The organism is Candidatus Peregrinibacteria bacterium (genome assembly GCA_016220175.1).
In the GTDB taxonomy this organism is placed as follows: Bacteria; Patescibacteriota; Gracilibacteria; order CAIRYL01; family CAIRYL01; genus JACRHZ01.
Genome location: JACRHZ010000002.1, coordinates 1 through 5,991 on the forward strand (window position 1 = coordinate 1; position 5,991 = coordinate 5,991).

A 5,991-nucleotide genomic window follows, 5' to 3' on the forward strand; every position below is an offset into this window, starting at 1 on the left:
TTCCAAAGTATCAGAAGAAAAAATCTATGCAGTACAAGAAAAACTCAACGACAGACCAAGAAAATCACTTCGATATCGTACTCCAAATGAAGTCATTTCTGATCTCCTCTAGGGGTGGTGCTTATAATCCTTGAATTTTCTCTCATAGTTTTTGCATTGGCTCAAAACAAAATTTACGAGATAATAAAAGCACATCTAAACTTTACAATATGCGAAAAATAAGCAAGAAATCCATTGAAAAAGCTGTTAAAAACTCATCAAGAATAGAAGGAATGAGTCTTATACGTGCAAAAAAGAATATTTTTGCTATTAAAATACTCAAACAACATGGGCGAGCATTCTCGATATAATGTTGGCAATGAAGAAGGCAATGGAGTTTTAAAAAATAAGTTAAATATTACAGATCCGCAAATAATCCAAGATACTGAGACATTACTTCTTTCAGATACTTATGAAGAATTTTTTAGGCTACTAAAATCAGGAAAGCTTATTTTTAATTTAAAACTGCTTTTTAAAATTCATAAGTATTTTCTGAGTACACTTTATGTTTGGGCTGGAAAAATCAGGTCAGTTGAAATTTCCAAGGAGGGTATTCTTTTTTGTGCAAGTTCGCACATCGAGAAAGAACTTAAAAAATTGGAAGTAATTATCAAAAATAATCTTCCTCTTCAAAAAGAAAATAAGCGAAGCATTGGGCGAAAACTGGCTATTATTCATTGTGAATTCAACGCAATCCATCCGTTTAGAGAGGGTAATGGCAGAACAGTGCGTTTGTTTCTTGATTTGCTCGCCGTAAACCATGGTTTTAGTTTGATAGATTACAATAAGAGTTCCGAAAAAGAATACATAAATGCATGTATTGGTGGGATGAGTCAAAGTTATTCTCAAATGGAAAAAATTATTTATAGGGGAATTTAAATACTAAAGTTATGTTCGCAAAAGATTTTTTCGCAAAACGAAATAAACGGGCTTCTGAGGAATTACTGAAATAGAACAATCTTTCATTTTCACATGTGAACACACCTTACAACATCAGGCGACTCAAAAAAGGTGAAGAACATGAAATGCAGAAACTCATAAAAACTGTTTTTTCGAAATTTGTTGCGCCCGGATTTTCACAGGAAGGAATTGCTGAATTTTTGAAAGTTATTACGCCGGAATCAATAAGAGATCGACTCAAAAAAGGAAATCGGATTATTTTTGTTACAGAAGAAGAAAAAACGAAAAAAATAATTGGTGCTATTGAAATACGCGACTTTAATCATATCTCTCTCTTTTTCATTCATTCGAAATTTCAAAAAAAAGGAATTGGAAAAACGTTACTGAAAAAATGTATTGATATTTGCAAAAAGAAAAATGCGAATCTCACAAAAATTACGGTTCACGCCTCTCCAAATGCAGTAGCGGCCTACGAAAAGTTCGGATTCCAAAAAATCGGAAAAGGGGGAATTCGAGAAAAGAACAATATTCGATTTATGAAGATGAAGTTTGTCTTGAAGAGATCGCCCGGAAACGTGACTTTCACAAGAATGCAACTAAAAAAATTTACGAAAAAAGCGTGACTTTTACTAAATAATATGTAAAATACGCTGTCTTTTTGGTAATTTTTTATCACTTTGTTGTGGAGGAACTTGATTCATTTTTTACATCGAAAGAGAAAGAGGTTTTGCGTCGTGAAATTTATGGCTTACCGCCCGATGCGCCTGAGGCAAGTGTTCAAGAAGCAAGAATTCAGCAAGCAAAACTCTTAGTCCGTGAGCATTGGGGCGTTCGTTCTGATGCTCCCGATAGTGCTGTAATTGAAGCCATAAGAAAACGGGCTAATCAATGCAGTGAAGCTCTCACAAAAACTCCGCAGTTATTTCACCCGCGTCCTACAGAGAATATGTTATGGAACGACTAAAGAAAATCTTTCTAAAAATCCTTCTATTTCCCCAAGGAATTGAGAAGATCCCTGCGATGTTCTTCTTCCTGCAGGAGGATATCTTCGAGTACTCTTCGAATGCCATATTCTTTTAACTCATCAGTAGATTGAATAAGTTTTTTATACAAACTAATTGCGAGTTCTTCCCCTGCAAGATCTTGTTCGAGCATTGTCTTTGAATCTGCAGACACTTCCCGCTTCTCCACATCAATTGTTGGAACGCCTTTAAGATCAGTAATGATATTCGAAACCATCACCGCGTGCGTCATTTCTTCATTCGAATGAACAATGAGTTCTTTTGTGATAGCGTCATATTCATCACCGGTAATCATGGCAGCATGTTGAACGTATTGAATCGCGGCGGCGTATTCCCATTCCAGAGCTTTATTGAGCTCGGCAATAAAACTTTCTTTCGTAGTACTCATAAAAATACAAAAAAAGATGAAAAGCAACTTCGATAATACTCTCTTTTCGAAAATAATACCTCTCCAAAATTGTTGTGTTCTCAGGTGTTTTTTCGGTACACTGCCGGAGCTTTCTGCTTCTCTAATTTTCCATGGATACGAAAAAAATTGAATTGGCGACCAAAATGCTTCTCGAAGCAATTGGAGAAGACGTTTCCCGAGAAGGGCTCAAAAACACGCCTCGGCGTGTAGCGAAGTTTTGGGAAAAAGCATGCGCTGGATATACGCAAGATGAAAAAGATATGGTGACGTTTTTTGATGGAGAAAATTACGACGAGATGATTCTCTGCCGAAATATTGAGTTCCATTCCCTTTGTGAACACCATTTGCTTCCGATTCTTGGAAAAGCGCATGTGGCCTATATTCCGAAAGAAAAAATTATTGGGCTTTCAAAACTCCCGAGAATTGTGGAAATGTTTGCAAGAAGGCTTCAAAATCAAGAACGTCTTACTTCGCAAATCGCTGACACCATCGAAAAACTGTTGCAGCCGAAAGGTGTAGCAGTAGTTATTTCTGCAAAGCATCTCTGTGTTTCATCTCGCGGCGTGGAAAAACAAAATGCAATAATGGAAACTTCTGCTGTCCGCGGACTTTTCAAAAAAGATCCTCGAACTCGAGCTGAGTTTTTTGAGATGATACGGGGATAGTTATTGAGAAGTGGTTTTTGTATTTCTAAATTCTTCTCCGAAAAATCTTGTTAAAGATTTTATCATACTTTCTTTTGTTTCGTCGGTTATTACACCTTTCATTTTTGGAGGAAAAATAAGATTCGTCACTGTTACTGCCATTGTTTGAGCAAGTTCTTTAATTTTATCTCCATTCGTTTGCAAAGCTACTAAGGTGTTTTTTGTCGCTTCGGTAATTTGGAGACGAACAGTATCAACGATAACCTCTGCGAGATTAGCATGTTCAGCAGAAAGAATGGATTTTACTAGTCCTTTTAATTGCGACATGATCTGTTTTGTTTTTTCGCACACAATTTTATCTATGATATCTGTTCCATTTGTTGGTGCTAATGGTGATTCTTGAACTCGTGGTGCAACCAAATCAACATAACTTTCTGCTCTCGGCTGTGGTGTCCTTTTTGCCATATTTAGGAATAAATTTTTTACAACCTACTTTTACATAAAATAATAAAAATGTCAACTTATTTTAAGAAGTTGACACCCATTACCGATTCTTCGAACTCTCTCGAAACATTCCGAGCAAGCTTGTGGCTTGCTCGAGCAAAGACTCTTTCCCTTTTTTACATTTTACATTCTGCATTCCTCATTCCGCACTAGACTCCCGCTCCTTCCAAACTTAAACTCGATGTTCCCCGCTTTTTGATCTGAATTTTCCTCATTCCCTCTTCTCCCACACTTTCAGTTTCAATATCCGCAAATCGTTCTTGTGCGAGATGCATATGAACCAGACGTCTTAAATACGGAGAAAGAGGCGGCATGTATTGTGGAATATTCGTCGCGCGAACAGATTCTGCTTTCGCTTCCGCAACTTCCAAAATTTTCTCCTCTCTCTTGAGTTTATAATCATTCACATCAATCACGACTCTTCCCATTTCATCAAACTTATTTTTCCAGAGGAGATGCTTCAGGATAATTTGAAGTGCCTCGAGAGTTTGTCCATGAGAACCGATAAGAAGCGGCGCGCTGTCCGTTTCTACATTCGCCCGAACAACTCCATCTTCTGATTCCTCCACAATAATTTTGCGAACAGGAATATTGAGGCTTCTCAAAAGTTCACTTAATGTTTCTTTTACGAGAATGGTTCTTTGGAGTGTTTCCATGAAAAAAAGAAAAAGACTTGAAAAAGCGTATGAAAAGAATGCGAAGTTCGCATAATGCTCTCGTTTTTTTTGTGATTCTGTGAAAAAATCTCTTCTGGTCAGAATTGTACGTGCGGGAATTGTAGCAAAGCTTATGGAAATGTATAGAGAAAATTTTAGATTTTGAATTTTAGATTTTAGATGATATGCATATTCAGAAAACATGAGCATCTCTCTTGAAATTTAAAATTTAGAATCTATAACTTAAAATTAACAAAGTGTTCTGCGATGAAACCTTTATTACCGCTAAAGCTGGACCAGGAGGAAATGGATGTATTTCTTTTCGTCGAGAAAAATTTGTCCCTCGAGGAGGACCGCACGGAGGCGATGGCGGAAAAGGCGGCGATGTGATTTTTGTTGCAAATTCGCATTTAAATTCCCTCATTGATCTCCACACGAGAAAATATTTTGAAGCGAAAAAGGGAAAACCCGGATCGTCATATCTCAAGAATGGTGAATCGGGAGAAGACCTTTTCATGGAAGTTCCTGTCGGGACTCTTGTAATGGATGATGCAACAAACGCGCTCATTGCCGACCTCAATTCCGATCGCATGAGCCTTGTAATCGCTCGCGGAGGCCGAGGCGGATATGGAAATGCGCATTTTAAATCTTCCACGCGACAAACGCCGCGATTTGCCGAACTCGGAGAACCGGGAGAAGAGAAGCATCTTCATCTGGAACTCAAACTTGTTGCGGATGTGGGAATTATTGGAATTCCATCATCCGGGAAGTCTACGCTCATTTCAAAAATTTCTGCGGCAAAGCCAAAAATTGGAGATTTCCCCTTTACCACACTTATTCCCAATCTTGGCGTTTCACGCCTTTCTGAAGGGCGATCTCTTGTTGTGTGCGATGTTCCCGGACTTGTAGAAGGAGCGCATGAAGGAAAAGGTCTTGGCGATCAATTTTTAAAACATATCACGAGAAGTCGTGTAATTGTGCATCTCGTTGATATTTCGGGAGCAAATCCGGCCGGTGATTATGGAGTTATTCGAAATGAACTTCGAAAATACTCCAAAGAGCTTGCCAAGAAAAAAGAACTCGTGGCGTTCTCAAAAATTGACGTTCTCCAGGATGATAAAGAACTTTTAAAGCTTATTACGAAAGATTTTTCCCAGAAAACAAAAATTCCTCAGAAAAATATTCTCCCGATTTCTGCTATCACCGAAAAAGGTCTGAGTGCACTTTTGGAAAAAATGTGGAAAATTACCGAAGAGGAAAAGAAAAAAGAACGAAAGCATACCGCAAAATCTCCTCGTAAAAGAATTGTGTTGAAGCCTCATCTTGAGGATGACACCATGAATGCTCGAATTTGGAATATTACCACTAAAAAAAATGAATTCCATATTCATGGCGCCAGAATACATCAAATTGCAGTCATGACGGATCTTGAGAATGGAGAAGCTGTTATGCGTCTTAGAGATGTTATGAAAAAGGTGGGAATTCAAAGGGAACTTCTTCGCCTTGGAGCAAAAATGGGGAGTAAGATATACTTTGGGGAGAAAGTTTTGGATTTTGTTCCGACAATGCTGGGAAGAAGAAAAGTTTCGGTATAATTTTAGATTTTAAATTTTAGATTTTAGATTATATTAAAAACAATTCAGGAATGGTTCTTCATTCGTAATTCGTAATTCGTAATTCGTAATTCGTAATGGCTTTGTTGCACAAATAAATTGTACGGGAATAGGAGTATGTCTAAGATGAGGAGGAACAATAACCTCTTTCAAAATGAAAAAGAAATCCTCACTTAGACAGAGATATCGTATCGCAAATTGGAA

10 protein-coding genes are annotated in these 5,991 nt (G+C 37.6%); 6 read left to right on the forward strand and 4 right to left on the reverse strand.

Features of this window, described 5'->3' with window-relative positions; genetic code table 11:
* The 4 genes from HZA38_00020 to HZA38_00035 all read left to right on the forward strand — a co-directional run.
* On the forward strand, positions 1–112 hold a 112-nt coding region (locus tag HZA38_00020), incomplete at its 5' end, for an IS30 family transposase (GenBank protein MBI5413888.1).
* Positions 113–285: 173 nt separating this feature from the next.
* Positions 286–918, forward strand: coding sequence for a Fic family protein (locus HZA38_00025; protein MBI5413889.1), 633 nt, complete (start codon positions 286–288; stop codon positions 916–918).
* A 95-nt stretch (positions 919–1,013) separates the two neighbouring features.
* Positions 1,014–1,562: a GNAT family N-acetyltransferase gene (locus HZA38_00030; protein ID MBI5413890.1), complete on the forward strand. Its 549-nt coding sequence runs from the start codon at positions 1,014–1,016 to the stop codon at positions 1,560–1,562.
* A 59-nt stretch (positions 1,563–1,621) separates the two neighbouring features.
* Positions 1,622–1,903 (forward strand): hypothetical protein, encoded by a 282-nt coding sequence (locus tag HZA38_00035; protein ID MBI5413891.1) that lies wholly within the window; start codon positions 1,622–1,624, stop codon positions 1,901–1,903.
* A 23-nt stretch (positions 1,904–1,926) separates the two neighbouring features.
* Here HZA38_00035 and HZA38_00040 read toward each other — a convergent pair whose 3' ends face one another.
* Positions 1,927–2,349, reverse strand: coding sequence for a ferritin-like domain-containing protein (locus HZA38_00040; GenBank protein MBI5413892.1), 423 nt, complete (start codon positions 2,347–2,349; stop codon positions 1,927–1,929).
* A gap of 131 nt (positions 2,350–2,480) precedes the next feature.
* Here HZA38_00040 and folE point away from each other — a divergent pair, with 131 nt between their 5' ends.
* On the forward strand, positions 2,481–3,035 hold the full coding sequence (folE, locus tag HZA38_00045; GenBank protein MBI5413893.1) for a GTP cyclohydrolase I FolE: 555 nt from the start codon (positions 2,481–2,483) through the stop codon (positions 3,033–3,035).
* Here the strand turns inward: folE and HZA38_00050 are convergent, their stop codons facing one another.
* Positions 3,036–3,479, reverse strand: coding sequence for a hypothetical protein (locus HZA38_00050; GenBank protein ID MBI5413894.1), 444 nt, complete (start codon positions 3,477–3,479; stop codon positions 3,036–3,038).
* A gap of 188 nt (positions 3,480–3,667) precedes the next feature.
* Positions 3,668–4,174, reverse strand: coding sequence for a KH domain-containing protein (locus HZA38_00055; protein ID MBI5413895.1), 507 nt, complete (start codon positions 4,172–4,174; stop codon positions 3,668–3,670).
* A 257-nt stretch (positions 4,175–4,431) separates the two neighbouring features.
* On the opposite strand from HZA38_00055, the gene obgE reads away from it, so the two are divergent.
* On the forward strand, positions 4,432–5,769 hold the full coding sequence (obgE, locus tag HZA38_00060) for a GTPase ObgE (GenBank protein MBI5413896.1): 1,338 nt from the start codon (positions 4,432–4,434) through the stop codon (positions 5,767–5,769).
* Between the two features lie 33 nt (positions 5,770–5,802).
* Here the strand turns inward: obgE and HZA38_00065 are convergent, their stop codons facing one another.
* Complete coding sequence (locus HZA38_00065) at positions 5,803–5,940, reverse strand: hypothetical protein (GenBank protein MBI5413897.1); 138 nt, start codon at positions 5,938–5,940, stop codon at positions 5,803–5,805.
* Between the last annotated feature and the right edge of the window lie 51 nt (positions 5,941–5,991).

Coding starts and splice junctions, on each gene's coding strand:
- folE (MBI5413893.1), top strand. CDS start 2,481: ATGGATACGAAAAAAATTGAATTGGCGACCAAAATGCTTCTCGAAGCA.
- HZA38_00050 (MBI5413894.1), bottom strand. CDS start 3,479: ATGGCAAAAAGGACACCACAGCCGAGAGCAGAAAGTTATGTTGATTTG.
- HZA38_00055 (MBI5413895.1), bottom strand. CDS start 4,174: ATGGAAACACTCCAAAGAACCATTCTCGTAAAAGAAACATTAAGTGAA.
- HZA38_00040 (MBI5413892.1), bottom strand. CDS start 2,349: ATGAGTACTACGAAAGAAAGTTTTATTGCCGAGCTCAATAAAGCTCTG.